General features: G+C 65.9%; 23 protein-coding genes. 4 read left to right on the forward strand and 19 right to left on the reverse strand.

Features of this window, described 5'->3' with window-relative positions; translation table 11 throughout:
- The 7 genes from AB3G45_RS09520 to AB3G45_RS09550 all read right to left on the reverse strand — a co-directional run bounded on the left by AB3G45_RS09520 (position 1) and on the right by AB3G45_RS09550 (position 8,274).
- A complete protein-coding gene (locus AB3G45_RS09520; protein WP_367830317.1) occupies positions 1 to 1,656 on the reverse strand; it encodes a GMC family oxidoreductase in 1,656 nt (551 codons plus the stop codon).
- A 67-nt stretch (positions 1,657 to 1,723) separates the two neighbouring features.
- Positions 1,724 to 2,503: a 3-ketoacyl-ACP reductase gene (locus AB3G45_RS09525; RefSeq protein ID WP_367830318.1), complete on the reverse strand. Its 780-nt coding sequence runs from the start codon at positions 2,501 to 2,503 to the stop codon at positions 1,724 to 1,726.
- Entirely contained in the window at positions 2,500 to 4,008 is a 1,509-nt protein-coding gene (locus tag AB3G45_RS09530; protein ID WP_367830319.1) for a GMC oxidoreductase, read from the reverse strand. Before AB3G45_RS09530 ends, AB3G45_RS09525 begins: the two co-directional genes overlap by 4 nt.
- A 7-nt stretch (positions 4,009 to 4,015) precedes the next feature.
- Positions 4,016 to 5,131: an ABC transporter ATP-binding protein gene (locus tag AB3G45_RS09535; RefSeq protein WP_367830320.1), complete on the reverse strand. Its 1,116-nt coding sequence runs from the start codon at positions 5,129 to 5,131 to the stop codon at positions 4,016 to 4,018.
- Between the two features lie 4 nt (positions 5,132 to 5,135).
- Positions 5,136 to 6,017: a carbohydrate ABC transporter permease gene (locus tag AB3G45_RS09540; protein ID WP_367830321.1), complete on the reverse strand. Its 882-nt coding sequence runs from the start codon at positions 6,015 to 6,017 to the stop codon at positions 5,136 to 5,138.
- Positions 6,014 to 6,895, reverse strand: a complete 882-nt coding sequence (locus tag AB3G45_RS09545) for a carbohydrate ABC transporter permease (RefSeq protein WP_367830322.1) — start codon at positions 6,893 to 6,895, stop codon at positions 6,014 to 6,016. The genes AB3G45_RS09540 and AB3G45_RS09545 overlap by 4 nt, the downstream gene beginning before the upstream one ends.
- Before the next feature lie 167 nt (positions 6,896 to 7,062).
- Positions 7,063 to 8,274, reverse strand: coding sequence for an ABC transporter substrate-binding protein (locus AB3G45_RS09550; protein ID WP_367833546.1), 1,212 nt, complete (start codon positions 8,272 to 8,274; stop codon positions 7,063 to 7,065).
- Positions 8,275 to 8,619: 345 nt separating this feature from the next.
- Here AB3G45_RS09550 and AB3G45_RS09555 point away from each other — a divergent pair, with 345 nt between their 5' ends.
- Entirely contained in the window at positions 8,620 to 9,672 is a 1,053-nt protein-coding gene (locus AB3G45_RS09555) for a LacI family transcriptional regulator (protein WP_367830323.1), read from the forward strand.
- Positions 9,673 to 9,719: 47 nt separating this feature from the next.
- Here AB3G45_RS09555 and AB3G45_RS09560 read toward each other — a convergent pair whose 3' ends face one another.
- Genes AB3G45_RS09560 through AB3G45_RS09580 form a run of 5 tightly spaced genes read right to left on the reverse strand, consistent with a single transcriptional unit; the run spans position 9,720 to position 15,663 of the window.
- Complete coding sequence (locus AB3G45_RS09560) at positions 9,720 to 11,225, reverse strand: aldehyde dehydrogenase family protein (RefSeq protein ID WP_367830324.1); 1,506 nt, start codon at positions 11,223 to 11,225, stop codon at positions 9,720 to 9,722.
- Positions 11,225 to 12,004: an enoyl-CoA hydratase/isomerase family protein gene (locus tag AB3G45_RS09565; protein WP_367830325.1), complete on the reverse strand. Its 780-nt coding sequence runs from the start codon at positions 12,002 to 12,004 to the stop codon at positions 11,225 to 11,227. The genes AB3G45_RS09560 and AB3G45_RS09565 overlap by 1 nt, the downstream gene beginning before the upstream one ends.
- Positions 11,997 to 13,610, reverse strand: coding sequence for an acyl CoA:acetate/3-ketoacid CoA transferase (locus AB3G45_RS09570; RefSeq protein ID WP_367830326.1), 1,614 nt, complete (start codon positions 13,608 to 13,610; stop codon positions 11,997 to 11,999). The genes AB3G45_RS09565 and AB3G45_RS09570 overlap by 8 nt, the downstream gene beginning before the upstream one ends.
- Before the next feature lie 5 nt (positions 13,611 to 13,615).
- Entirely contained in the window at positions 13,616 to 14,617 is a 1,002-nt protein-coding gene (locus tag AB3G45_RS09575; RefSeq protein ID WP_367830327.1) for a Gfo/Idh/MocA family protein, read from the reverse strand.
- On the reverse strand, positions 14,614 to 15,663 hold the full coding sequence (locus AB3G45_RS09580) for a LacI family DNA-binding transcriptional regulator (protein ID WP_367833547.1): 1,050 nt from the start codon (positions 15,661 to 15,663) through the stop codon (positions 14,614 to 14,616). The genes AB3G45_RS09575 and AB3G45_RS09580 overlap by 4 nt, the downstream gene beginning before the upstream one ends.
- Before the next feature lie 374 nt (positions 15,664 to 16,037).
- Between AB3G45_RS09580 and AB3G45_RS09585 the strand changes: the two genes are divergently transcribed.
- A complete protein-coding gene (locus AB3G45_RS09585) occupies positions 16,038 to 17,210 on the forward strand; it encodes a dihydrodipicolinate synthase family protein (RefSeq protein ID WP_367830328.1) in 1,173 nt (390 codons plus the stop codon).
- 77 nt (positions 17,211 to 17,287) lie between these two features.
- Positions 17,288 to 17,983 carry a uracil-DNA glycosylase gene (gene ung / locus AB3G45_RS09590; protein ID WP_367830329.1) on the forward strand — a complete coding sequence of 232 codons (696 nt, stop codon included), beginning with the start codon at positions 17,288 to 17,290 and terminating at the stop codon, positions 17,981 to 17,983.
- 9 nt (positions 17,984 to 17,992) lie between these two features.
- On the opposite strand, the gene AB3G45_RS09595 is transcribed toward ung, so the two are convergent.
- The 6 genes from AB3G45_RS09595 to AB3G45_RS09620 all read right to left on the reverse strand — a co-directional run bounded on the left by AB3G45_RS09595 (position 17,993) and on the right by AB3G45_RS09620 (position 23,794).
- Positions 17,993 to 18,943, reverse strand: coding sequence for a nucleoside hydrolase (locus AB3G45_RS09595; protein ID WP_367830330.1), 951 nt, complete (start codon positions 18,941 to 18,943; stop codon positions 17,993 to 17,995).
- 40 nt (positions 18,944 to 18,983) lie between these two features.
- Positions 18,984 to 20,219 (reverse strand): NAD(P)/FAD-dependent oxidoreductase, encoded by a 1,236-nt coding sequence (locus AB3G45_RS09600; protein ID WP_367830331.1) that lies wholly within the window; start codon positions 20,217 to 20,219, stop codon positions 18,984 to 18,986.
- Between the two features lie 110 nt (positions 20,220 to 20,329).
- Positions 20,330 to 21,172: a metal ABC transporter permease gene (locus AB3G45_RS09605; protein ID WP_367830332.1), complete on the reverse strand. Its 843-nt coding sequence runs from the start codon at positions 21,170 to 21,172 to the stop codon at positions 20,330 to 20,332.
- Positions 21,169 to 22,041, reverse strand: coding sequence for a metal ABC transporter permease (locus AB3G45_RS09610; protein ID WP_367830333.1), 873 nt, complete (start codon positions 22,039 to 22,041; stop codon positions 21,169 to 21,171). The genes AB3G45_RS09605 and AB3G45_RS09610 overlap by 4 nt, the downstream gene beginning before the upstream one ends.
- Positions 22,038 to 22,907 (reverse strand): manganese/iron ABC transporter ATP-binding protein, encoded by an 870-nt coding sequence (locus tag AB3G45_RS09615; protein WP_367830334.1) that lies wholly within the window; start codon positions 22,905 to 22,907, stop codon positions 22,038 to 22,040. Before AB3G45_RS09615 ends, AB3G45_RS09610 begins: the two co-directional genes overlap by 4 nt.
- Positions 22,904 to 23,794 (reverse strand): metal ABC transporter substrate-binding protein, encoded by an 891-nt coding sequence (locus AB3G45_RS09620; RefSeq protein ID WP_367830335.1) that lies wholly within the window; start codon positions 23,792 to 23,794, stop codon positions 22,904 to 22,906. Before AB3G45_RS09620 ends, AB3G45_RS09615 begins: the two co-directional genes overlap by 4 nt.
- Positions 23,795 to 24,006: 212 nt before the next feature.
- Here AB3G45_RS09620 and AB3G45_RS09625 point away from each other — a divergent pair, with 212 nt between their 5' ends.
- Complete coding sequence (locus tag AB3G45_RS09625) at positions 24,007 to 24,723, forward strand: hypothetical protein (protein WP_367830336.1); 717 nt, start codon at positions 24,007 to 24,009, stop codon at positions 24,721 to 24,723.
- A 190-nt stretch (positions 24,724 to 24,913) separates the two neighbouring features.
- Here AB3G45_RS09625 and lysS read toward each other — a convergent pair whose 3' ends face one another.
- Positions 24,914 to 26,407 (reverse strand): lysine--tRNA ligase, encoded by a 1,494-nt coding sequence (lysS, locus tag AB3G45_RS09630; RefSeq protein WP_367830337.1) that lies wholly within the window; start codon positions 26,405 to 26,407, stop codon positions 24,914 to 24,916.
- Positions 26,408 to 26,413: the final 6 nt, after the last annotated feature.

Here is a 26,413-nt window from a genome sequence, read left to right on the forward strand (position 1 = left end):
CTATCGGATGTGGTTGCGGGCGCGCGGACGTGCGTCGTTGCGCTCATGCTGGAAGACCTCGGCCGGCAGCGCCGGCAGGCCGCGAATGATGTCGGCGCCCTTTTCGCCCACCATGATCGTCGGCGCATTGGTGTTGCACGAAGGAACGCGCGGCATGACGGAACTGTCGCAGACGCGCAGACCTTCAAGCCCATGCACCTTCAAATCGAGCCCGACGACGGCGTCCGCCCCCGTGCCCATCTTGCAGGTGCCGACCGGGTGGTGGTCCGTCTTGGCATTGGCGCAGCCGTAGTCGAAGAGGTCCTCGTCGGTGACGACCTTCGGCCCCGGCAGGCGCTCGGCCATGACATAGGGTTTCAGTGCGGCCTGCTGCATGATCTCGCGGGCGATCTTCAGCCCCTCGATCGACATCTTCCGGTCGTGCGGGTCCTCCCAGTAGTTCGGGTCGATCAGCGGCGCGGCGGCGGGATCGGCGGAGGCAAGCCGCACCGTGCCCTTCGAGCGGGGGTGCAGATAGGCCGAATTCAATGTCACGCCGGCATTCTTCAACCTTTCGACGCCCGCCTCGATGCCGGAGCCGAGGCCGAGATGGAACTGGATATCCGGCGAGCGGGCATCCGGGTCCGCATACCAGAAGCCACCCGTTTCGAAGAGCGAGGAGGCGACGGGGCCGGAGCGGAAGAGCACATATTGCAGGCCGGCCCAGAGCGTGCGGTGCAGTTTCGCCACGCCGTCATAGGTGTGGTCGCCGGTGCATTCGCAGATGACGAAGAGGTCGAGATGGTCCTGCATGTTCCCGCCGACGCCCGGCAGGTCGTGCTTGGCCGCAACGCCGACGGATTTCAGGTGGTCGGCCGGGCCGATGCCGGATTGCTGCAGCAGCTTCGGCGAGCCGATGGCGCCGGAGGAGACGAGTACCTCGCGCTCCGCCCGGATCGTCTCGACGCTGTTGCCCGTGACGACTTCGACACCGACCGCGCGAAAACCTTCCAGCACGATACGGGCGACGCGGGCGCCGGTACGGATGGTAAGGTTCTTCCGCTCCTTGATCGGCGAGAGATAGGAGAGCGAGGCGGAGGAGCGGCGGCGGTTCCTTTGCGTGAGCTGGTAGAAGCCGACGCCGGCCTGCTGGCGGCCGTTGAAGTCGTGGTTGTAGGGAATGCCGAGTTCCTGGCCGGCGCGGATATAGGCATCGCAGATCGGCAGGGCCGAGACCGGCATGGAAACGCCGAGCGGGCCGCCATAGGCATGGTAGTCGTCGGCAAAGCGCTGGTTGTCCTCCGCGCGCTTGAAATAAGGCAGGATCTCCCGGTAGCTCCAGCCCTCGCAACCGTCTTCGCTGGCCCAGAGGTCGTAGTCGCTAGCATTGCCGCGGGTGTAGAGCTGGGCGTTGATCGAGGAGCCGCCGCCGATGACCTTGGCCTGCGTATAGCGCAGCACGCGGCCCTTCATGTGCTTCTGCGGCACGGTCTCCCAGCCCCAGCTCGCGACGCCCTTGGTCATCTTGGCGAAGCCGGCCGGCATGTGGAACAGCGGGTTCCAGTCGCCGCCGCCGGCCTCCAGCAGCAGCACGCGCACGTCCGGGTCTTCCGAAAGCCGGTTCGCCAGAACGCAGCCGGCCGGTCCCGCGCCGGTGATGATGTAGTCGTAGGTCATGCCTTGGTCCTCAGAATGTTTCAGTGCCGTGGCCGGAGGGATGCCCTCGTCTGCCTGCTGGCACCTTCTACAGCCGGCCGATCGAGAGGCCGCCGTCGAGATTGATCACCGAGCCGGTGGCGAAGGCGAATTTGCCGATGGCGAGCGCGGCGGCGGCGGCGCCGATGTCGTCCGGCTCGCCCCAGCGCTTCATCGGCACGAGACCGCCCGCGATGAGGGCGTCGTATTTCGCCGAGACGCCGGCCGTCATGTCGGAGCGGATGATGCCCGGGCGGATCTCGAAGACAGAAATGCCGGTTTCCGCCAGCCTGAGCGCCAGCCCCTGGCTGAAGGCGGCAAGGCCGGCCTTGGTCATGCAGTAGTCCAGCCGCTCGGGGGAGGTGAGGTCGGCCGAGACGGAGGTGATGTTGATGATGGAACGGGGGCCGGCGGCTTTCCGCGACTGCAGCATCGCCCTCAGCACCGCCTGGGTGAAGAACACCGTGCCGCGCAGGTTGGTGGCGACGATCGTGTCGAAATGCTCGGGCGCGAGATCGAGGAAATCGCCGCGCACGGTGGAGGCGACGCCGGCATTGTTGACGAGGCAGCCGATGGCGCCGAGCGCATCCTCGATGGCCGCGACGGTTGCCGCGTGATCGGAAAGGTCGGCAAGATCGGCCTTCAGGTAAACGGCGCGGGCGCCGAGGGCGGCAAGCTCGGTGCGCATGGCGTCAGTTGCCGCATCGCCCTCGTCGATGCCCGTTATGGCGATGTCGAAGCCTTCGGCCGCTAGGGCCCTGGCGATGCCGAGGCCGATGCCGCGGCGGCCGCCGGTGACGATGGCGACGGGGCGTGCTGGGGTCGTCATACGGCAAGGTCCCTCGATTGGATGTGGTCTGCGACGCGCAGCGCCTGGGCGGCGACCGACAGCGCCGGGTTCACGGCGGCCGACGTCGGCAGGTACGAGGCATCGATCACGAAGAGGTTCGGATGGTCGTGGGCGCGGCACCAGATGTCGAGCGGCGCGGTCGACGGGTCATTGCCGATGCGCACGGTGCCGCACTGGTGCGAGGGCGTGCGCTTGTCGAAGGCGCGGGCGAGCACGACGGGGAAGCCGGCCTGCTTCAGCGCCGCCTTGAGTTTCGTGACGAGGTCGAGATGGGCCTGCCAGTTGGTGCGCGTCCATTTCATGACGATCCGGTCGCGGTCGACCGTGATGCGGCTTTCGGGATGCGGCAGGTCCTCGCTCATGGCGTAGAAATCGATGGCGCGGGCGGCGACCTGCTCCAGCAGCCATTCCGGCACGGAGGGCATGTTGGCCTTCAGGATCTTTCCCGAGACACGGCCGAGAAGCTGCACATTGCCGAGCGGCGGCCCGCCGTTGCCGTCGGAGAGGTAGTAGTCGTTGAAGCCGAAACTTTTCTGGTAGACGGAGGTGTTGCGGTAGAACGGCGAGAGGCCGATCACCGCGCTCGAATTGTGGTTCATGAAGTTGCGGCCGACCTGGTCGGAGCTGTTGGCAAGCCCCTTCGGGAAGGCTTCCGAGGCCGAGCGCAGCAGAAGCACGGCGGACTGCACCGCACCGGCCGAGAGGATCACTAGCTTCGGCGAGACGCTTTCCGCCGCATCGCCGCGCCGATAGTGCACCGTCGCGATGGTGCGGCCGTGCGGGGCGGCGGCGAGCCGCGTCACTCGGCAATTCGTGCGCAGTTCGACATTCGGGTGTTTCAGCGCCTCGGCAAGGGCCGTGCTTTCGGCGTCCATCTTGCCGTCGTTGCAGTTCGGGTGCGCGTCCCACGGCGTCTTCGCCTTGGCGAGCCAGCGGTCGAGATCGACGCCGAGCGGCAGGGAATAGGGATGGAGGCCGTTCGCCTTCATCTTCGCGCGCACCCGGGCGATGGCGGGCTCGTCCGGCACGGGCGGGAAGGGGTAGGGCGCGGAATGGTGCGGCTCCGTGGGGTCCTCGCCGAGCGTGCCGCGCACGTTGTAGAGCTTTTCGGCGGCGCAGTACCAGGGCTCCAGCTCTTCATAGGGGAAGGGCCAGGCGGGGGAGACGCCGTCGCGGTGGCGCAGCTCCTCGAAGTCTTCCTTGCGGTAGCGCACCAGCACGGCGCCGTAAAATTTCGAATTGCCGCCGACATTGTAGTAGTTGCCGGGGTTGAAGGCGGTGCCGTCCGCCTCGTACCACATCTCCTTCGGGCGGAAATGGCCGCGCTGGAAGATCGCGCGCTGGTCGCGGTTCTCCGGGCGGTCGGGCAGGTGATCGCCCGCTTCGAGGATGACGATCCTCGCGCCCGTTGGGGCGAGCGCGGCGGCCATGGTGGAGCCGCCGATGCCCGAACCGATGATGACGATGTCCGGCTGCGTGGTCATGAGTCTCTCAGGATATGCGAAGCTGGCTGGCGGGGTCGAAGAACACGGCCTTGTCGAGGTTGAAGGCAAGGCGTGCCGTCTGGCCGGCGGATATGGGCACATCCGCGCGCAACCGCGCGACGATCTCCTTGCCGCCGAGATGGGTGACGGCGAAGGTGTCGGCGCCGGCCGGCTCCACCACCTCGATAAGGCAGTCCCCTTCCGCGACGGTACGGGCGTTGCGGTCCGCGCCGTCCGGGTCGGTCAGCGCCTCCGGGCGGATGCCGAAGATCACGTCCTTGCCGCCATAGGCCGACAGGTTGCCGGGGGCGTTGGGGACGGCGAGCACCAGGGGTTCGCCCTGATGGCGGGCGAGCGAGACGGCAAGGCCGGAACCATTGGTCTCGACCCTGGCCTGGAGCAGGTTCATCGCGGGCGAGCCCATGAAATCGGCGACGAACATGTTGGCGGGGTTGTTGTAGATTTCCGACGGCGCGCCGAATTGCTGGAGCATGCCGTCCTTCAGCACGGCGATCTTGGTGGCCAGCGTCATCGCCTCGATCTGGTCGTGCGTGACGTAGACGATGGTGGTCTTCATGCGCTGGTGCAGGCGCTTGATCTCCGTGCGCATGTCGACGCGCAGCTTCGCGTCGAGATTCGACAACGGCTCGTCGAACAGGAACAGCTTCGGATCGCGCACCAGCGCCCGGCCCATGGCGACACGCTGGCGCTGGCCGCCGGAAAGCTGGCCGGGCTTGCGGTCGAGAAGATGGCCGATCTGCAGCATGTCGGCGACCTGCCTGATCGCCTTGTCGCGCTCCTCCTTCGGCACGCCGCGGATCTCCATGCCGAAGGCGATGTTGCCGGCCACCGTCATGTTCGGATAGAGCGCGTAGGACTGGAACACCATGGCGATGTCGCGCTTGGACGGGTGCAGGCCCGAGACCGAGCGGCCGTCGATGGCAATGTCGCCCGAGGTGATGGGCTCCAGGCCGGCGATGGTGTTGAGCAGCGTGGACTTGCCGCAGCCGGAAGGGCCGACGAGCACCAGGAAGCCGCCCTCGCCGATCTCCAGGTTGATGTCCTTCAGGATTTCGAGCGCACCGTAGGACTTGCGCAGGTTGCTGATCTTGAGGAACGACATGGGACTATCCTTTCACGGCGCCGGACATGAGGCCGCGCACGAAGTACCGTCCGGAGACGATGTAGACGATGAGGGTGGGGAGCGCCGCGAGGATCGCGCCTGCGAAGTGAACGTTGTATTCCTTCACGCCGGTCGAGGACGAGACGAGGTTGTTGAGCGCCACCGTCATCGGCGTCGTGTTCGCTCCTGAGAAGGAGGCGCCGAACAGGAAGTCGTTCCAGATATTGGTGAACTGCCAGATGACGGAGACGACGATGATCGGCCCGGAGGACGGCAGCAGGATGCGGTAGAAGATCTGGAAGAAGCTCGCGCCGTCGATCTGTGCCGCGCGCACCAGCTCGGTCGGGAAGTTTTCGTAATAGTTGCGGAAGTAGAGCGTCGTGAAGCCGATGCCGTAGACGACATGGACGAGGATCAGCCCCCACAGCGAACCGGCAAGGCCGATGAGGCCGAGGATGCGCGCCATCGGGATCAGCACGATCTGGAACGGGATGAAGCAGGAGAGCAGAAGCAAGCCGAAGAAGACGTTCGAGCCCTTGAACTGCCACTTGGTCAGCACATAGCCGTTGAGCGCGCCGATGACGGTGGAGATGGCGACGGCCGGCACGACCATCAGGATCGAGTTGATGAAGAAGGGGCGCAGGCCCGTCGGTTGCACGCCGATCTGCGCCGTCGACCAGGCTTGCAGCCAGGGCTCGATGGTCCAGACCTGCGGCAGGTTCAGCATGCCGCCCTGGCGGATTTCCTCCAGTGGTTTCAGCGAGTTCACCAGCATCACGTAGAGCGGCAGCAGGTAGTAGACCGCGAACAGGATGAGCGCCGTATAGATCAGCGCGCGCGTCAGCCTGTTATGCGAGATGACGTTGTCGGGATTTTGCGCGCTCATCGGCCTTTGCCTCCGCGGATCTCGGAATAGAGGTAGGGGATGATGATCGAGAAGATCATGACCAGCATGATGATCGCCGAGGAGGCGCCGATGCCCATCTGGTTGCGGGTGAAGGTGTAGGAATACATGAAGGTCGCCGGCAGTTCGGTCGCCTGGCCGGGGCCGCCGCCGGTCAAGGCGACGACGAGGTCGTAGGCTTTGATGGCAAGGTGGGCGAGCACGACGAAGGCGGACAGGAACACCGGGCGCATCAGCGGGATGATGATGCGGCGGTAGATGGTGGCGGTCGAGGCCCCGTCGATCTGCGCCGCCTTGATGATCTCGTTGTCGACGCCGCGAAGACCGGCGAGGAACATCGCCATGACGAAGCCGGAGGATTGCCAGACGGCGGCGATCACCACGCAATAGATGGCGTAGTTGCGGTCCTTGATCCAGTTGAAGGCGAAGCTTTCCCAGCCCCAGAGATGCATGGTGTTCTCCAGCCCGATGCCGGGATCGAGGAACCATTTCCAGGCGGTGCCGGTGACGATGAAGGAAAGCGCCATCGGATAGAGATAGATCGGCCTGAGGATGCCCTCGGCGCGGATCTTCTGATCGAGCAGGATGGCGAGCCCAAGGCCCAGCACCGAGCAGATGGCGATGTAGAGCGAGGCGAAGATCGCAAGGTTCGAGATCGCCCGCCACCAGTGCGGTAGCGCCCAGAGCTTGGAATAGTTGCTCAGTCCCACGAAATTGTAGGAAGGCAGCATCTTGCTGTCCGTCAGCGACAGGAAGCCCGTATAGGCGATGAAGCCGTAGACGAAGACGAGCACGATGAGGAAACTGGGGGCCAGCACGAGCTTCGGCAAAAGCTCCTGCAGCCGGCTTCGGCTATCCATGGTCGATACCACCGTTGTTGTGTGTTTGTCGGCGGTGAGGCATGCCCCTCATCCGCCTGCCGGCACCTTCTCCCCGCAGGCGGGGAGAAGGACTATGCCGTGACCTCTCCGTCTCCCTCTCCCCGCTTGCGGGGAGAGGGGCCGGGGTGAGGGGGAGCGTCGTTCGCTTACTTCGCAGCCTCGACGGCGGCCTTCAGTTCCTCCACGGCTTCCTCGGAGGAAAGCTCGCCGTTGAACTGGCGGGTCACGACGTCGTAGATCGCGTTCTTGACGGACGCCGGGTTGGCGTGGCCATGCGCCATGGAGCCGAACAGCGAGCCGTTGGCATTGGCTTCCGCGAGGTCCTTGATCGCCTTCTTGCCGCAATCGTCGAAGGCTTCGTCGGAAACGTCCGTGCGGGCCGGGGCGGAGCCCTTGACCACGTTGAAGGCCGACTGGAACGTCGGGCTTTCGATGGCCGATGCCATCACGAGCTGCGAGGGAACCTTGTCTTCGGCCACCTTGAACATCGCGAACTGGTCGGAGTTGAAGGTGACGGAGCCCTGCGTGCCGGGGAAGCGCATGCAGACGAAGTCCGTGCCCGGCTTCTTGCCGGCCTTGATGAACTCGCCCTTTGCCCAGTCGCCCATGAACTGCACGCCGGCCTTGCCTTCGATGACCATGGCGGAAGCGAGGTTCCAGTCACGGCCCGAGAAGTTGTCGTCCACGTAGGAGCGCAGCTTCGTCATGCGGTCGAAAGCTTCCTTCATCTGGGCGCCACCCAGCGTTTCCGGGTCGAGGTCGATGAAGGCCTTCTTGTAGAAGTCGTTGCCGAAGGAGAGCACGACGGCGTCGAAGATCGTCGCGTCCTGCCACGGCTGGCCGCCATGGGCGACCGGCGTGATGCCCTGTTCCTTGAACTTGTCGAGCAGCGCGACGAGTTCGTCCCAGTTCGCCGGTTCCTTGCCGCCGGCGGCGTCGAGCGCGGCCTTGTTCACCCACACCCAGTTGGTGGAGTGCACGTTGACGGGCGCGGCGATCCAGTGGCCGTCATACTTGGAGAACTGCTGCAGAGCGGTCGGGATCACCTTGTCCCAGCCTTCCTTGGCGGCGACTTCGTCGAGATTGCCGAGCGCGCCTTCCTTGGCCCAGTCGAGAATGTCGAAGCCGAGCATCTGCACTGCGGTCGGCGCGTTGCCCGCCGTGACGCGGGCGCGCAGCACCGTCATCGCCTCCGTGCCGCCGCCACCGGCGACCGGCATGTCGGTCCAGGAAATGCCCTTGGATTCGAGGTCCTTCTTCAAGACGTCGAGCGCGGCGGCTTCACCGCCCGAGGTCCACCAGTGCAGCACCTCCACGCCTTCCGCGGCCTTGGCGGACAGGCCGCCCATCGTCATCATCACCGCGGCGATCGCGGTGGTCGTCAAAAACTTGCGCATCGTATTCCTCCCGTTTGCAAGTTCGAAGGGCGAGAGCCTCCTCCCGCCGATTGTTTATCTGCGGCTCAAAGCGCCGTGCCAATTTAAAACGTTGTAAATTTGCGGAGTCAAGCGCGTGCCATCTATCCAGGGAAATGCTTTTGCAAATGCGGTAAATTCCGGAAAACCGGGCGGACGGAGCGCCTCGAACGGCTTTGTGCAGCGCACTGAAATCGTTTTAAATTCTGTGCGGCGCAAGATTGCCGAAGGCGCGGGGCATCGGTATGGTGCGGCATATCGCCTGTCGCCATCCGAAGAACCGCACCTGTGTCCCGCATCGAAAAGCCCGCTGACAGTGACCCCACCCGCAACGCGCTTCGAACCGGCAAGCCGACGCTGAAGACGATTGCGGAAATGACGGGCCTTGCGGTCACCACGGTCTCCCGCGCGCTCGGCAACGCGCCGCAGATTTCCGAGGCGACGCGGAGGCGCGTGCACGAGGTCGCCGCCGCGGTTGGCTACCTGCCGGACCGCGCCGCCCAGCGCCTCAAGACGGGCCGCACCAATGTCGTCTCCGTCCTGCTCGATCCGCACGAGGAGATCCTGGGTTTCGGCACCTCGATCATGCATGGCCTGGCGCGTGCCCTCCAGGGCACCGCCTACCACCTCATCGTCACGCCGAATTTCCTCGACGGCAGCAATGTCGACGCGGTCAGCTACATCATCCGCAACGGCATGGCCGACGGCCTGATCTTCTCGCGCACGGAACCCTTCGATCCGCGCGTGCGCCTGCTTCTGGAAAACGGCTTTCCTTTCGTCACGCACGGCCGCACGGAATTCTCCACCCCCCACGCCTTCGTCGACTACGACAATTTCGCCTTCGCCTACGCGGCGACGAAGCGCCTGATCGTCAAGGGCCGGCGCAAGGTGACGATCATCCTGCCGCCACGGCGCCTTACCTTCTACCAGCACATGCTGCACGGGTTCATGACCGCCGTGCGCGAGGCGGGCGTCGCCTACGAGATCCCCGAGACGCTGGATCTCGACAGCCCGGCCGACATGATCCGCGACTATGTGCGCCGCCGCAGCGCCGAGCCCGATCCGCCCGACGGGTTCGCCTGTCCCGGCGAAGTCTCGGCGCTCGCCACGATCACCGGCATGAGCGACCGGGGCTTTTCGCTCGGCGACGAATACGACATCGTCGCCAAGCAGACGTCGCGGCTGCTCAGCCAGATCCAGCCGAAGGTCGAGACCCTCTACGAGGACCTGACGGCGGCGGCCGAGGCGATGGGGCGGCTGCTCCTGAGGCGCATCGGCGGCGAACCCGTCGAGGATCTCATCCTCCTGCAAAGTCCGCAATTCAGCTTCCCGACGCCCTGAAGGGGCGGCAGCGCCGGTCCCAGCCATGGGTGTCGGGAAAGCCTCTTTCATCGCGGCACCCACCAGCCGGTGCGCGCGCCGATATGCATGTTGAGCGTCTTGGTCTCGGTATAGTCCTCCACCGCATGGCGGCCGAGTTCGCGGCCGAGGCCGGACTGGCGGTAGCCGCCGAAAGGCAATTCGGAGGCGCCGTCCATGAACGTGTTCATCCAGATCGTACCGGCGCGCACCTTGCGGCCGATGGTGAGGCAGGTGTCGAAATCGCGGCTCCAGACGCCGGCCGAAAGGCCGTAGTCGATGGCATTGGCGATGCGGATCGCCTCCTCGGTCGTCTCGAAGGTCAGAACCGAAAGCACCGGGCCGAACACTTCCTCGCGGGCGACGGCCATGTCAGGCCGAACACCCGAGAGGATGGTCGGGGCCATGAACTGGCCGAGGCCGAGATCCAGCGCCGCGCCGCCGAGCGCGACCGAAGCACCGGCCTTGGTTGCGTCCTCGACATAGGCGCCGATCTTTTGAAGGTGCTGCGGCGTGATGATCGCGCCGACCTGCGTCGCCGGATCGAGCGGATCGCCGACCTTCACCTTTTTCGCCAGTTCCGCAATGCGGGCCGTCACATCGGCCGCGATGGATTTGTGCAGGATCAGCCGCGAGCCGGCATTGCAGCATTCCCCGGCGTTGAAATAGGCGCCGAAGACGGCCGCGTCGATGAAGGCGTCGAGATCGGCATCCGGAAAGACGATCTGCGGGTTCTTGCCGCCGAGTTCGAGCGATACCTTCTTCAGGGTCTGCGCCGCATTGGCCATGGTCAGGCGGCCGACGCCGGTCGAGCCGGTGAAGGAGACCATGTCGACATCCGGATGCGTCGTCATCACGCTGCCTACCTCCGGGCCGGTGCCGGTGACGATGTTGACCACGCCCGAGGGCACGCCTGCCTCGATGAGGATCTCTCCGAGGACGAGCGTCGAACCCGAGGTGAGTTCGGACGGCTTGACCACCGTCGTGCAGCCCGCGGCGAGCGCAAAAGGTAATTTCTGGCTTACGATCAGGAAGGGGAAGTTCCACGGCGTGATGATCGACACGACGCCGATCGCCTCGCGCAGCACGACGCCGAGCGTGCCGTCGCCGAGCGTGTTGTAGCTTTCGCCGTGGAGATCGCGGGCAAGCGCGGCGGCGTAGCGCCAGATATCGACCGCGCCGCCGAGTTCGCCCTTCGCCTGGCTGATCGGCTTGCCGCTTTCGATGCAGTCGAGGAAGGCGAGTTCCTCCGCGCGGGCGGCAATGAGGTCGGCGGCCTTCAGGAGGATGTTGGAGCGCTCGGCACCGGTCATGGCCGGCCACGGGCCGGTGTCGAAGGCCTTGCGCGCGGCGGCGATGGCGCGTTCGGCATCGGCCTTGCTGCCGGCCGGATAGCGGCTGACGACGATGCCGTGGCCGGGCGCGGTGCGCTCGATCGGCTGGCCGGCGCCCTGCGCCCAGGCGCCGTCGATCAGCATGCGGAAATCGCGTGCCTTGAAGTTTTCCGGCGCCTTGGGTTTCACATGCGCGGTCATCACCATTCTCCCTTGAAATCAGCGGGGCGCTTGCCCGTGAAGGCGGCGACGCCTTCCTTGCGGTCGCCGGTCTTGGCGACGAGGATCGAGCCGAGGGCTTCCACCGCCGCACCATTGTCCTCGCCGTTCGCCACAGCGATCATCAGCTTGGAAATTTCGGTCGCCGCCGGCCCACGCGCGGCGATGCGGGCGGCATAGGCTTTTGCGGCTTCGACGGCCGTGCCTGTCTCGACGACATGGTCGACGATACCGGTGGCCTGTGCTTCCGCCGCCGTCAGCACCTCGCCGCCGAGGAGCATGCGGCGCACGGCCTGCGCGCCAAACCGTTTCACCAGCCGCTGCGTGCCGGACCAGCCGGGCACCATGCCGAGGCCGGCTTCCGGCAGGCCGATCTTCACCTGGGCTTCTGCGATGCGGATATCGGCCGCCGCCGCCAGCTCCAGCCCGCCGCCGAGCGCGTGGCCGTTGAGGGCGGCGATCAGCGGCATGCGCAGCGTCGCCAGCCGTTCGAAGACGCGGTGGCCGAAGCGCACCCAGGCATGCCCGAATTCGTTCGGCTCCATGCCGGCCCAGGCCCGGATATCGCCGCCGGCCGAAAAAGCCTTGCCCTCGCCGGTGAGGATGGCGACGCGTACGGCGGCATTCGCCTCGACCGTGTCGCAGGCCGCCGAAAGCTCCTTCAGCATGTCGATATCGAAGGCGTTCAGCTTTTCCGGTCGCGCGACGGTGATCGTCGCGACGGGGCCGTCGATGGCGATGCGGATGCGCGGCTCAGTCATGGGCGGCTCCCGCCAGCGTGCGCGGCGCTTTTTCGGCCAGCGTCAGGCCGGTCAGTGCATCGGTGAAGAGCTTGGCGTCCATCACCTTGAGGTCGGGCGAAACGATCAGCGCGAATTCCGACTGGTCGAGGATATGCGTCTTGAGATCGACGCCGGGCGCGATCTCGGTGAGCACGATGCCGCCGGGCGTCAGCTTCATGACGCAGCGCTCGGTGATATAGGTGATGTCCTGCCCCTGCGCGACGCCGCGCGGGCCGGAGAAGGTGACGTGTTCCACGGCGTTGACGAGCTTCTTCAGCTTGCCCTCCTTCTCGATCACCAGCTTGCCGCCCTCGATGGCGAGTTTCGCGCCGGCATTGAACATGCCGGAGAAGACGATCTTCTTCGCCCGCGCGGTGATGTCGACGAAGCCGCCGGCCCCCGCCGTCACATGCGGGCGGAAGGAGAGTTTCGAGACGTTCACCGAGCCGTCCCTGCCGATTTCCAGGAAAGAGAGCAGCGAAGCATCGAAGCCGGCGCCCTGGAAATAGGTGAACTGGTAGGGCGAGGGCATGAAGGCATCGGCATTGGAGGCGCAGCCGAAGGCGAAGTCGAGCAACGGCACGCCGCCAACGGCGCCCTGTTCGATCACCCAGGTGACGGCGCCGTGCAGGCCCTCCTCAAGAAGGATGCGTGGCACATTGGCGGAGATGCCGAAACCGAGATTGACAGCGCTGCCGGCCTCCAACTCCTCGGCTACCCGGCGGGCGATGACCTTCTGGATATTGAACTCGGGCACGCGGAACGTATCGAGCGGACGGAAGATCTCGCCGGAAATGGCGGGATCGTATAGCGTCTGCGTCGTCTGCTTCTGGTCCGGATCGACCACGACGTAGTCCACCAGCACGCCGGGCACGCGCACGTCGTGCGGCTTCAGGGAGCCGTTCTTGGTGATACGCTTGACCTGCGCGATGACGATGCCGCCATTGTTGCGGGCGGCGAGCGCCTGGTCGAGCCCGCCGAGAGTGGCGCCCTCGTGTTCATAGGTGAGGTTGCCGCGCTCGTCGGCCGTGGTGGCGCGGATGATCGCCACTTGAGGCGCGATCGCCTTGAAGTAGAGCCATTCCTCGCCGGCGAAGGTGATCTTCTCCACCACCGGTTCGTTCGCGGCGGCTTCGTTCATCGCACAGCCTTCGCGGGTCGGATCGACGAAGGTCTCCAGGCCGACCTTGGTGATGACGCCGGGGCGCTTGGCGGCCGCCTCGCGGTGCATGTCGAAGAGGATGCCGGAGGGGATGTTGTAGGCGGCGACCTCGTTCGAACCGATCATCTGCCAGATGAGCGGCGGCTCGGACGAGGAGGGGCCGGACGGATAGGAGCCGCCGATGATCTTTTTCAGGAGGCCCTTCCTGGCGATATGGTCGACGCCCTTGATGCCGCTCATGTCGCCGGCGGCGATGGGGTGCAGCGTCGTCAGGTTCTTCGGATGGCCCGTCTCGTCGAAACGTTCGCCGATCGCCTTCAGCATCAGGTCCGGGCAGCCGAGGCCGGAGGAGGAGGAGACCGAGACGACGGCGCCGTCGGGGATCAGGTCGGCGGCCTGGCGGGGCGTGATATGCTTGCTCATGGGTCTCACAGTCCAGGCTCGATGCGGACCGCCAGGCCCGTGCGCGCCGCCTCGACGACGGCAAGGCCCGTCGCCAGCGACCAGGCGCCGTCCTCGCCGGTGGCGGACGGCGCTCCCCTGCCGGCAATGGCGGCGTGGAAGGCGGCGAGAGCGCTCTCATAGAGGTTGCGATGGTCGAGCGGCAGGTCCTGCTCGCCATCGGCATTGCGGAGCGTCACCGTGCCGGTGGGGCGCTGCGTCATGACGTTGCGGCCGATCAGCGAGCCCTCGGTGCCATGCACTTCGAGGCCGGTTTCGGCGAATTTCGTGGTGAAGCCGTCGTGGAACTGCGCGATCACGCCGTTCTGGAAGCGCAGCACGCCCATCACGGCATCCTCCAGCCCGGCCTTGCCCATGCCGCCGGCCTGGGAGAAGGCGACGGCCTCCACCGGATCGTCGTCGAGCACGAAGCGCAGCGTGTCGGCATCGTGCACGGTGATGTCGAGGATGACGCCGCCGCCGGCCTCCGGCTTGTCGAGCCGCCAGCCCTGCAGGTGCGGCGGCAGGTAGACCGCGTGGAAGACACGGGCCGACAGCGGCTTGCCGATGCGCCCGGCCTCGATGGCATCGCGCATCGCCCGGTGCGTCGCGGCATTGCGCAGGTGATGGTTCGTCGCCAGTACGACGCCGGCCGCCTCTGCCGCCGCGATCATGGCGCGGGCATCGCCGAGCGACAGGGCGAGCGGCTTTTCGCACAGGATATGCTTGCCGGCCTTCGCCGCGGCGAGGGCCTGGTCGCGGTGCAGTTCGTTCGTCGTCGAGATGTAGACGGCGTCGATCTTAGGATCGTCGAGCAGATCGGCAAGCGTCGTGACCGACTTTGCGATGCGCTGTTCGTCCGCATAGGCGCGGCCGCGCTCGGCGCTCGTGCTCATCACGGAAACGACTTCGCCGCCCGTTGCGCGGATCGCGCCGATCACCCATTCCTTCGCGATCGTGCTTGCGCCGATCAAACCCCAGTTTGTCATGTGGAAATCCTCCTCGTCCTGTCCGTCTGGCCGGCACCGCAGCTCTGGCGCACGACGAGGCGCACGGAACTGACGATGGTCTCGGGTTCCACCCGGCCGGCATTGATCTGTTTCAGCAAGAGTTGCGCGGCGCGCCGGCCCATGCCCTGCGGGTCGACGGAGACCGTCGTCAGCGCCGGCACGGCGGTCTCGGCCTCGATCACGTCGTCGAAGCCGACCACGGCGAAGTCGCGGCCGGGCTCCTTGCCGGCCGCGCGCAGGCCGTCGCAGACGCCGAAGGCGGCCGCGTCGTTGAAGCAGAGCGCGGCGGTCGGCGCCTCGGGCAGAAGCAGCGCGCGCTCGATGGCGGCGACGCCGCCGGCGCGCGAGGCGGTCGTGGCAATGACCAGCCGGTCCGGCGCCGCGAGCCCGGCTTCCGAAAGCGCATCCCGCCAGCCCTCGACGCGTTCGGTGAAGACCGTGGTGTTGGCGAAGCCGCCGAGGAAGGCGATGCGGGTATGGCCGAGCGAGACGAGGTGCCGCACGGCATCCTTCGCGCCGGCATAATTGTCGGAGAACAGCGTCGAGACCTTGGCGCCGACGACATTGCGCACCACGGCGACGACCGGGATGCCGCTGGCGGCGAGCGGCTTCAGGTCGCCCGCCTCCGTGCCGCGGGCGGGCGACAGGATGAGGCCGGCGATGCCGTGCTCGCGCATGGAGGCGACGACCTCGCGCTGGCGATCGACGCTTTCGGCCGAATTCGACAGGAACTGCACGTAGCCGGCCGACTGCATGACCATGTCCATGCCGACGGCAAGCTCGGCGAAGAAGGAGTTGGTGAGGTCGTTGACGATGATGCCGATGATCCGCGAGGAAGCGGATTTCTGGCGCAGGTTCGCCGCGCCGCGATTGTAGACATAGCCGAGCTCGCGGATGACGGCGTTCACCTTCGCGCGGGTCGCCTCGTTCACCAGCGGGCTCGCCTGCAGGACGAGCGAGACGGTCGACTTCGACACGCCGGCGGCGCGCGCAATGTCGACGACGGTCACCCGGCCCTTGTTCACGCTCATTCCTCCCTGTGCGGGGTGTCGTTTACCCGCTTGTTGAGGTCAGATAATTGGATCGTTCCAAATTTGTCAAGAGGTATTTGGCGAGATGATGGAGTCTGGCCGCTCGCCCTTTCGCGCGTTGCGGCTGGATGCGCGCCCTCTCCTTTCGTCATGGTCGGGCTTGACCCGACCATCCATCTGGCACGCTCAATGCTCGATTACGTGGATCCCCGGCTCAAGGCCGAGGATGACGGAGGAGGGTGGGCGGATGGTTTCCCATCCCGTTCCGGTGAGTGGCAGGCGTGCCCTTTCGAAGGTTGCTCTCAAAAATCGCCCTTGAAATTTGGAACGATCTAAATTATTGCCTGAAAAACTCTTGGGAGGATTTCATGTCGCTCAACCTGTACCTGCCGCGTGCCGATGGAGGCGTCGAAACCTATGGCCTCGTCGGCACGCCCACGCCGCGCCCCGCCGCGGTGCCGGCCTTCAGCCGCATCGCCTATGCGGCGGCCCATGTGGTTTCCGATCCGCGGCGCGATACGCGGCCCTGGGAGGCGCCGGCCGTCGACTGGGAGCGCACGATGGCGTTCCGGCACCATCTCTGGTCGCTCGGCTTCAGGATCGCCGAGGCGATGGACACGGCGCAACGCGGCATGGGGCTCGACTGGCCGGGCGCGCAGGACCTGATCCGCCGTTCGCTGACCGAGGCGAAGACCGTACCGGGCGCCGACCTTGCCTGCGGCGCGGGCACGGACCATCTCAATCCTGTCGACGCGCGTTCGCTCGATGACGTCATCAGGGCCTATGAGGAGCAGGTCGGCTTCGTGGAAAAGCACGGCGGCCGGGCGATCCTGATGGCGAGCCGGGCGCTCGCGCGCCTCGCGGCCTCGCCGGACGACTACCGCAAGGTCTATGGCCGCATCCTTGGCCAGGCGAAGGACAAGGTCGTGCTGCACTGGCTGGGCGCCATGTTCGACCCGCAGCTTGCCGGCTACTGGGGGGCGAGGGATTTCGCGCCGGCGCTGGAAACGGTCCTGTCGATCATCGAGGAGAACCGCGACAAGGTCGAGGGCATCAAGATTTCGCTGCTCGACAATGCCTGCGAGGTGGCGCTGCGCAACCGGCTGCCGGACGGCGTGCTCTGCTTCACGGGCGACGACTTCAACTATGCCGAACTCATCGAGGGCGACGGGCAGAAGTACAGCCACGCCCTGCTCGGCATCTTCGATGCGGTCGCCCCGCAAGCCTCCAGAGCGTTGGCAGCGCTTGCGGGCGGCGACGTCGCCACCTTCCGCGCGGTCATCGAGCCGACGGTGCCGCTGTCGCGCAAGATCTTCGAGGCGCCGACCCAGTATTACAAGGCGGGCGTCGTCTTCCTCGCCTGGCTCAACGGCCACCAGGACCATTTCACCATGCCGGCCGGCATGCAGTCGGCTCGCGGCCTCCTGCACTATGCCGAGGTCTTCCGCCTCGCCGACCGGGCGAACGCGCTCGACAGGCCGGACCTCGCCGCCGCGCACATGAGAAGCCTGATGACGGTGCTCGGCGTCGGGCAAGATTAGCTGTGGATGACCGGCCGTTTGGCCGGTCCCTGCCGCCATCCGGCGTTAAACTCACCTTTCCTTGAAGGGAGAGCGCAATGGCGGCGACGGATGTGAAAATCGGCGAGAGCTGGAAGGCGCCGCTGGCGGCGGAATTCTCGAGCCCCTACATGGCCGATCTCAGGGCCTTTCTCCTGGAGCAGAAGCAGGAAGGGCGGCGCATCTTCCCGAAGGGCGCGGAATATTTTCGCGCGCTCGATCTGACGCCGCTCGAAGACGTGCGCGTCGTCATCCTCGGGCAGGATCCCTATCACGGCGAGGGGCAGGCGCACGGGCTCTGCTTTTCCGTGCAGCCCGGCGTGCGCATCCCCCCGTCGCTGGTCAATATCTACAAGGAAATGCAGGAGGATCTCGGCATCCCGCCGGCCCGCCACGGTTTCCTGGAGCACTGGGCCAGGCAGGGCGTCCTCTTGTTGAACAGCGTGCTGACGGTGGAGATGGGCCGCGCCGCCTCGCATCAGGGCCGCGGCTGGGAACGGTTCACCGATGCGGTCATCCGCGCGGTCAACGAGCAGGAAAAGCCCGTTGTCTTCATCCTCTGGGGCTCCTATGCCCAGAAGAAGGCGGCCTTCGTCGATCGCGAGCGCCATCTCGTGCTGCGCTCGGCCCACCCCTCGCCGCTCTCCGCGCATAACGGCTTCTTCGGCACGCGGCCGTTCTCCAAGGCGAACGCCTTCCTTGAGAAACACGGCCGCAAGCCGATCGACTGGCAATTGCCGGGCACGCCGGGCTGAGCAGGCGCCTCAGCGGACGAGCGTCTCGTCGAGCAGCGCCATCACCTTTTCCGCATCGATGCCGATGCAGGCATGCTGGCTCGGCAGGTCGTCCCAGTTGCCGGGCGGGAATGTGCGGGTGTCCGGCTTCTGGATCGTCTGGCCGTCGGCAATGCCGCCAGCGACGACGCGGATGGCGCCGGGGCGGGTGGTGAAGAGCTCCGGGGCGACGAGGTAGATGCAGGCGCAGCTATCGTGCACCACCATGCCCTCGTCCTGCACATGCCGGCCGTAGAAGTCGATGTAGAATTGCGAGATGTCGGAGAGCAGCTTCAGGTGCCTGCCGTTCCGCTCGGTGAGTTCCGCAAGGCGCTTGCGGGTCATCACCGTCTTCATCGTCACGTCGAGGCCGACGACGACGACCTTCCACGGCGCCGTCATCACCGCGTCGGCGGCTTCCGGGTCGCCGTGGATGTTGGCTTCGGCGGCGGGTGTGATGTTGCCGGGCACGTCGAAGGCGCCACCCATGATGATGACCTCTTTCACGAGGCCGGCGATGCCGGGATCTTCCTTCAGCGCATAGGCAAGGTTCGACATGCGGCCGACGGCGATCAGCGTCACCGCACCGGGATTGGCCCGCACGGTCTCGATGATGAAGCGGTGCGCCGGGCGCGGATCGAGCGGCAGGTCGATCGTCTCGGGCACGTCGATATTGCCGAGCCCGTCATGGCCGTGGATCATCACCGGCCAGTCGACCGGGTTGCGCATGGGGTTGTAGGTCTTGCCGTCGCCGCGGGCGACGGGGGCGGCAATGCCCCATTCGCGCTTCAGGAACAGCGCGTTGCGCGTCGTGGTCTCGATCGAGGCGTTGCCGAACACGGTGGTGATGCCGACGAGGTCGATCTCGGGATGATTGTGCAGGAACAGCAGCGCCATCGCGTCGTCGACGCCGGGATCGGTGTCGAAAATAACCTTGTGCATTGCGGATATCTTTCTTCTTGTCGCTATGGAGGTCGCGTGCCTACTGGAAGCGGGCGATGGAGAAGGGCGCGAGCGTGCTTTCGCCTTCGCCGGCAAGCAGCCGGGCGACATGGCGGCCGGTCGTCGCGGAAAGTGTGAGGCCGAGATGGCCGTGACCGAAGCCGAAGGCGATGCGCGGGTCGTCTGGATGCAGGCTGATGACGGGCAGCGAATCCGGCGTGGAGGGGCGCCGCCCCATCCATTCGGTGCCGCCTTCCTCCTGGAGATCCGGCACGTAGCGGCGCATCTTGCGGCGCATGGCGGCGGCGCGCCTGTAGTTGGCGGGGGCGTCGGGCGAGGCGAGTTCCACCGCGCCGCCGATGCGCAGCGCGTTCTCGAAGGGCGTCGCCACGAAGCCGTGCTCGGAGAAGAAGACGGGCATTTCGAGCGTCGTCGACGGGTTCATGAAGGTGGTGTTGTAGCCGCGCTCGGTTTCGAGCAGCACCTTCAGGCCGAGATCGGCAACAAAGCGGCGCGACCAGACGCCGGCGGTGACGGCAAGGCGATCAAAGGTGAAGGTGCGGCCGCCCTCCGTCGTCACGGTGATGCCGCGCTCCGCCCGGGCGACCCTTGAAACGGTGGCGTCGAGCAGCGTCGCGCGCTCGCGCAGCAGCGCCTGCAGGCGGCGCAGGAAGGTCAGCGGATATTCGAAGGTCTTGTAGCCGTCGCTGAAGATGGCGCCGGCGAAGGGGCCGGAGAGCGCCGGCACGCGGCGGCGGGCCTCCTCTACGTCCAGCCTCTCGACATTGCAGCCGATCAGTCGGGCATTCTCCACCTCGTGGGCGAACACCTTGTCGCGGGCCGCGGTGCTGTCGAAGACCGTCAGCGCGCCCGTGTCGCGCATATGGCCGGAAATGCCGGCCATAGCGCCGAGGCGCACATGATCGGCCTCGGCCGTCTTCATCAGGGAAAGCATGGCCTTGCGGCTTTCGGCGATCTTGCCGGCGCGGGCCGAGAGCAGGAAGCGGACGAGCCAGGGCGTGAGCGCCGGCAGGTCCTGCCAGCGCAGGGTCAGCGGCCCCAGCGGATCGAGCAGCCATTTCGGCACGGAGAGCAGCATGTCGAGCCGGGCGAGCGGATCGATTTCCGGCACGGCGAGGATGCCGGCATTGCCGACCGACGCCGGCAGGCCGCCGGCGTCCCGCTCCAGAATGGTGACGTCGTGGCCCTGTTCCAGGAGATTGAGCGCTGTGGCGCAGCCCATGAGGCCGCCGCCGACGATACCGATATGCGCCATGCCGTCCCGTTGCGTGTTGTTTTCGTTCGTTGCGCCGCCCTCCGCGAAGCAGGAACGACAGGTTGCGGCGGACGATAGACGGAAAGCACACGGCTGTCGACCGAGCCCGCTCAGGTCTCCTGTGCCGGCTTGCGGCTCTGCAGCACCTGCCACAGGAAGGCGAGCGCGAAGAGCGTGCTCATCAGCAGCACGATGGTCGGGGCGGGGGCGCTGTCGATGAGGAAGCTCAGCCAGATGCCGAAGAAGGTGGCGCCGAGGGCGACGGCGACGGCGACCATGAGCATGCTTGCGAAACGCCGCGTGAGGAGGGCGGCGATGGCGCCCGGCGCGACCAGCATGGCGATGGCGAGGATGATGCCCACCGCCTTCAGCGCGCCGACGACGACGAGCGACAGCACGGCGAGCAGGCCGTAATGCAGCAGCTTCACCGGCAGGCCGATGGCCGAAGCATGCTGCCGGTCGAAGGCATGCACCAGAAGGTCCTTGCGGAAGAAGAGGATGAAGGCCGTCGAGGCCGCGGCGATCGCTGCCGTCTCCACGAGATCGGCGGCGGCGATGCCGAGCATGTCGCCGAACAGGATGTGGTCGAGATGGATATCCGGCTGGATCTTCACATAGAGCACGAGGCCGAGCGCGAACATGCCGGAAAAGACGATGCCGAGGATCGTATCCTCCTTCACCCGGCTGTTATCCTTGAGGTAGCCCGCCGAAAGCGCGCAGAACAGGCCCGCGACGAAAGCGCCGGCGGCAAAGGGCAGGCCCAGGACATAGGCGATGACGACGCCCGGCAGCACGGCATGCGAGACCGCGTCGCCCATCAGCGACCAGCCTTTCAGCACGAGATAGCAGGAGAGCAGCGCCATCGGCGCCGATATCATCAGCGTCACCAGGAAGGCATTCTGCATGAAGGCGAGCTGGAAGGGCAGAAGTGCGAGTTCGAGCGTCTCGTTCATGGTTGCTTCGCCTCCAGCGCCTCAAGCGCGAGGCGGCCCCTTCGGCGCGCGGCGAGAAGGCCGTGTTTCGGCGCGAAGAGGAAGGCGAGAAGGAAGATCGCCGTCTGCAGCACGACGATGATGCCGCCCGTCGCGCCGTCGAGGAAATAGGAGATATAGGCGCCGACGAGGCTGGTGCCGGCGCCGAGCGCGGCGGCGATCGCGATCAGCCGCTGGAAGCGGTCGGTGAGGAGATACGCCGTCGCGCCCGGCGTCACCACCATGGCGATGACGAGGAAGGCGCCGACCGTCTGCATGGCGGCGACCGTCGAGGCGCTGAGCAGCGTGAAGAACAGGATCTTCAGGCCCGTCGGGTTGAGGCCGATGGAGCGGGCATGGTTCTCGTCGAAGAAGGTGACCATCAGGTCCTTCCACTTCAGGAGGAGGACGATAAGCGTGACGACGCCGATGATGGCGAGCTGGATCGTGTCCTCCGGACTGACGGCGAGGATGTTGCCGAGCACGATGGTCTGGATGTTCACCGGCGTCGGGGCGAGTGAGACCATGAAGAGGCCGAGGCCGAAGAAGGAGGAGAAGATCATGCCGATGATGGCGTCTTCCTTCAGCCTGGTCTTCCGGTTGAGGAAGAGCATGGCGGCGGCGGCGAGCCCGCCGGAGAGGAAGGCGCCGGCCGCGAAAGGCAGGCCCAGCATGTAGGCTCCGGCGACGCCGGGCACGATGGAATGGGAAAGCGCGTCGCCGATCAGCGACCAGCCCTTCAGCATGAGATAGGCGGAAAGGAAACCGCAGATGCAGCCGACCAGCGCGCTCACCCACATAGCGTTCACCATGTAGCCGTAGCCGAAGGGTTCGAGGAGCGTGTCGATCACGGCGTCTTCTCCGGGTCGCGCTCGCCGTAGATGACGAAGGGGCGCTCGTCGTCGGTGATGACCTTGACGGTGCGCTTGTCCTCGTCGTCGTGCAGGTCGTGGCCGCCGAGGATGAAATGACGCAGCACGCCGCCGAAGGCGCGCTCCAGATTGGCTTCGGTGAAGGTCTCGGCCGTCGGGCCGGAGGCGATGACGGTGCCCTTCACGAAGACGGTGCGGTCGCAGAAGTCCGGCACGCTGCCGAGATTGTGGGTGGAGACCAGCATGACGCGGCCTTCCTCCCGCAGCTTGCCGAGCAGCTCGACGATCTGCTCCTCCGTCCTGACGTCGACGCCGGTGAAGGGTTCGTCGAGCAGGATCACCTGGCCCTCCTGCGCGAGCGCGCGGGCGAGGAAGACGCGCTTGCGCTGCCCGCCCGAGAGTTCGCCGATCTGGCGCTTGCGGAAGTCGCTCATGTTGACCCGCGACAGCGCCTCGTCGACCATCTCGTGATCGTGCTTCGTCGGGATGCGCAGCCAGTTCATGTGGCCGTAGCGGCCCATCATGACGACGTCCTCGACGAGCACGGGGAAGGTCCAGTCGACCTCCTCGGCCTGCGGCACATAGGCGACGAGGTTCTTCTTCAGCGCCTCCTTCACGGAAAGGCCGAGGATCGTCACCTTGCCCGCGGCGACCGGCACGAAGCCCATGATCGCCTTGAAGAGCGTGGATTTGCCGGCGCCGTTGACGCCGACAAGGGCGGTGATCGTGCCCTTCGGCACGGAGAAACTGGCGTGCGTCAGCGCCGTGTGGCCGTTGCGGTAGGTGACGGTCACGTCCTCGGCGAGAATGCCGTCCACCTTCCTCGGCCTGCCGCCCATCATCATTGGGAAAGTCCCTTCACGATGGTCTCCGACGTGACGCGCAGGAGATCGAGATAGGTCGGCACGGGGCCGTCCGCCTCGCTCAGCGAATCGACATAGAGCACGCCGCCATAGGCCGCGCCGGTCTCGGCGGCGACCTGCCTTGCCGGGTCGTCGGAAACGGTGCTTTCGGAGAAGACGACGTGGATATCGTGTTCGCGCACCGCGTCGATCACCGCCTTCACCTGCTTGGGCGTGCCCTGCTGGTCGGCGTTGATCGGCCAGAGGAAGAGTTCCTTCAGGCCGAAATCGCGGGTGAGGTAGCTGAAGGCGCCCTCGCTGGTGACGAGCCAGCGCTTTTCCTCGGGCAATGCATCGATCTTCGCCTTCATCTCGGCGCCGAGCGCGGTGATCCTCTCGCCGTAGGCCTTGGCGTTGGCGTCGTAGGTCGCTGCGTTGGCGGGGTCGAGCGCGACCAGCGCCTTGCGGATGTTCTCGACATAGATGAGCGCGTTAGCCGGCGACATCCAGGCATGCGGGTTCGGCTTGCCCTCATAGGGGCCCTGCACGATGCTCATCGGCGCGATGCCCTCGCTGACGGTGACGTTCGGCACGTCGCCGAGATTGGCGAGGAATTTCTGGAACCAGAGTTCGAGGTTCAGCCCGTTCCACAAAACGAGCCTGGCATCCTGTGCCTTCAATATGTCGCGCGGGGTCGGCTGGTAGTTGTGGATCTCCGCGCCGGGCTTGGTGATGGATTCCACCACGGCGGCATCGCCCGCCACATTCGCCGCGATATCGGCGATGATGGTGAAGGTCGTGACGACCTTCGGCTTTTCCTGGGCGAGGGCGGGACCTGCGGCAAGGAGCGGCAGGCCGAGCAAGAGGGCATGAAACGAACGGCGGAGCATCGGTTCTCCTGGATCTGCTTTTGCGAATGAGTTGCATTAAACTATAGGGCCGTTTTGGCCCTGTCAACGCAATTGCAAATCATTCGCAATAATGTCCCGAAACCGGACGCGCCACGTTTAAAACTTCCGAAACGCCCGCCCTGTAGAGTGCGCGCAGTTCGCGTGCTCTCGGCGCGTTCGTGTTCCTGCGTTCCAAGAGAAGTCCATCGCCCGTGAAGTTCCTTCCGACCTCATTCCGCCTGTCCCGGAAGCTCCTGATCATCGTCGCCGGCGTCGTCGTGCTGACGGGGGCTTCGGGGGCGGCCGCGATCTTCGTCGGGCGCGATGCGCTGCTCGGCCCCCCGGCGGAACAGGTGTCGGGCGCGGCCTGCACGACGGTGTCCACCGTCCGCCTCGACCGCAACGGCCAGAACTGGCTGCGCAAATATGTGCGCTCGGACGCCAAGGACGGCGACGTGCGTATCAAGACGGCGCTGCGCGTCGCCGGCGCCGTGTCCAATCACGAGGAAGCCGATCTCTACCAGGTCATCCTGCTCGATGCCGCGGGCCCCGTGAACCGGGCCGACATGCGCGGCCGCGCCATCGGCGCCGAGGTGCTTTTCGCACGCGATCCCTCCGCCATTCCCGGCATGACGGCACCGTTCGTCGCGCGCTACACGACCGGCCAGCCGGCGGGCAACGGCGAATTCTACGGCGAGCGCAAGGAGCTTTCGCTGGACGAGATCAAGACCATCGTCACCGCGATGGAGGACCGGGCGGACTGTATCGACTTGAATGCGGAAGGCACCGAGACCGCCGGGCACGGCGAGGCGAAGGCCGAAGGCGGCCACGAAGCGCCGGCGGAAGGCCATGCTGCGGAGGGCGAGGGCGGTGGCGAGCATGCTGCGGCCGAAGAAGGCTCGCATGAGGTTGCCGCGAGCGAACACTGAACAGCTTTGATGGCGGAGTGAAATTGCCCCTCATCCCGCTGCCGTGTCCTTCTCCCCGCAAGCGGGGAGAAGGGATATGCGGAATCGGCTTCCTGATTTTAGGAAACCATGGAGCCTTGTTCCTTCGCCCCGCTTGCGGGGAGAAGGTGCCGGCAGGCGGATGAGGGGCCATGCCGGCGGCGTGTAGGTCTCAATCCGCCTTCGCGCGGCGCGCCGGGAAGAGGATGACGTCGCGGATCGACGGGGCGTTGGTGAGCAGCATGATCAGCCGGTCGACGCCGATGCCGAGGCCGCCGGCAGGCGGCATGCCCTGGTCGATGGCGTCTAGGAACTCGTCGTCGAGCTGCTTGTCCTTCTCGCCGCGGGCATGGGCCTGCTCGAGCTGCTCGACCATGCGGGCGCGCTGTTCTTCCGGGTCGTTCAGCTCGGAGAAGGCGTTGCCGAGTTCCCAGGTGTTGCAATAGGTCTCGAAACGCTCGACGAGGCGCGGTTCGCCCGGCACTTCCTTGGCGAAGGGCGAGATGTCCTTCGGGAAATGCGTGACATGGCTCGGCTGGATCAGCGTCGGCTCGACCTTCTCCTCGAAGAGGAAGGCGAGGCATTCGCCCCAGGTCCAGTCCTTCTCCACTTCGAAGCCGGCCGCCCTGGCGGCGGCGCGGGCTTCTTCGTCGGTCTTGAGGGCGAGGAAGTCGATGCCGGTCGCTTGCCTGACGGCCTCGGGCATCGGCACGCGCTTGAACGGGCCCTTGAAGGAGAGTTGCTTGTCGCCATAGGCGAACTCGGTCGAGCCGTGGATCTTTATCGCCAGCTCGGCGAAAAGGCGTTCCACGAGGTCCATGATGTCCTCGTAGTCGGCATAGGCCCAGTAGCACTCCATCATGGTGAATTCGGGATTGTGCCGCGTCGACACGCCCTCATTGCGGAAGTTGCGGTTGATCTCGAACACCTTGTCGGTCAGGCCCGAGACCAGCGTGCGCTTCAGGAACAGTTCCGGCGCGATGCGCAGGTACATGTCGAGCTTCAGCGTGTTGTGGTGCGTCTTGAAGGGCTCGGCCGTCGCGCCGCCATAGACGGAATGCAGCATCGGCGTCTCGACTTCCATGAAGCCGTCGTTTTCCATGAAGCGGCGGATGCCGGAAACGATCTTCGAACGCTGCTGGAAGCGGAGCTTGGATTCCTCGTTCGTCATGATGTCGAGGTGGCGCTTGCGGTAGCGGATTTCGACGTCCGCCACGCCATGCCACTTCTCCGGCATCGGCAGCAGGGTCTTCGTCAGCATGACGATCTGCTGTGCGTTGATCGTCAGTTCGCCGCGCTTTGTGCGGCGCACGACGCCGGTTACGCCGATGATGTCGCCGATGTCGATCATCGGCAGCAGGGCGCGCGCCTCTTCTGGCGTGGTGTCCTTGTGGCTGAAGATCTGGATCTTGCCGGAGGCGTCATGGATGTCCATGAACATGCCGGAATTGCGCGAGGAATAGACGCGGCCGGCGACCGTCACCACGTCGCCGCTCTCGGTGTCGAGGTCCAGCCCCTCGTATTTCGCTGCAAGCTCGGCATTCGTCATCGTCCGGTGGAAATGCGCCGGATAGACGTCGCCGATCGTCTTGCGCAACTGGTCGAGCTTCTGGCGGCGGACTTCCGTCGGGTCGGAGGAAAGGGCGGTTTCTGTCTTTTCGTTCATTCTTCC

The sequence above is a fragment of the Shinella sp. S4-D37 genome (genome assembly GCF_040812195.1).
Lineage (GTDB): Bacteria > Pseudomonadota > Alphaproteobacteria > Rhizobiales > Rhizobiaceae > Shinella.